The sequence below is a fragment of the Bacillus sp. SIMBA_005 genome, assembly GCF_046535585.1.
In the GTDB taxonomy this organism is placed as follows: domain Bacteria; phylum Bacillota; class Bacilli; order Bacillales; family Bacillaceae; genus Bacillus; species Bacillus pumilus.
This window is the reverse complement of sequence record NZ_JAWRWI010000161.1, coordinates 1-320: the sequence shown is the minus strand read 5'-3', so window position 1 is coordinate 320 and position 320 is coordinate 1. Positions and strand designations below refer to the sequence as shown.

Below are 320 nucleotides of genomic sequence, written 5' to 3'. Positions count from 1 at the left end.
CGACGAGATTCAGCGCCTGCAACGCGAGTAGCCAGTTGAACGCGGCCGGGTCGAAGCTGGACAGGTTGTCCTTGGCTTGTCGTCGATACTGCAGGAGGGTCCATCCCGTCCAAACTGCATAGGCCGATGCCACCGCAGCGGGCAGATACTCGGCTGCCTGCAAGCGCATGGACTGCGGTTCCGCTCCCGAGATCCATGCTGCCATTTGCCGCGGTTCGGCCAACGACACATCGGCCGTCAATGCGAAGCAAAGCAGGAGTGGGATCACGTGCAGCAAGTCGCGCCATGCCAGGGGCGCCTTGAGCAGCACGCTACGACAG

General features: G+C 62.8%; 1 protein-coding gene. It reads right to left on the bottom strand.

The genetic code is table 11. The features are described from left to right. A partial coding sequence (locus tag SB660_RS19570) for a hypothetical protein (RefSeq protein WP_410583911.1) occupies nucleotides 1-287 on the bottom strand: 287 nt, incomplete at its 3' end. Nucleotides 288-320: the final 33 nt, after the last annotated feature.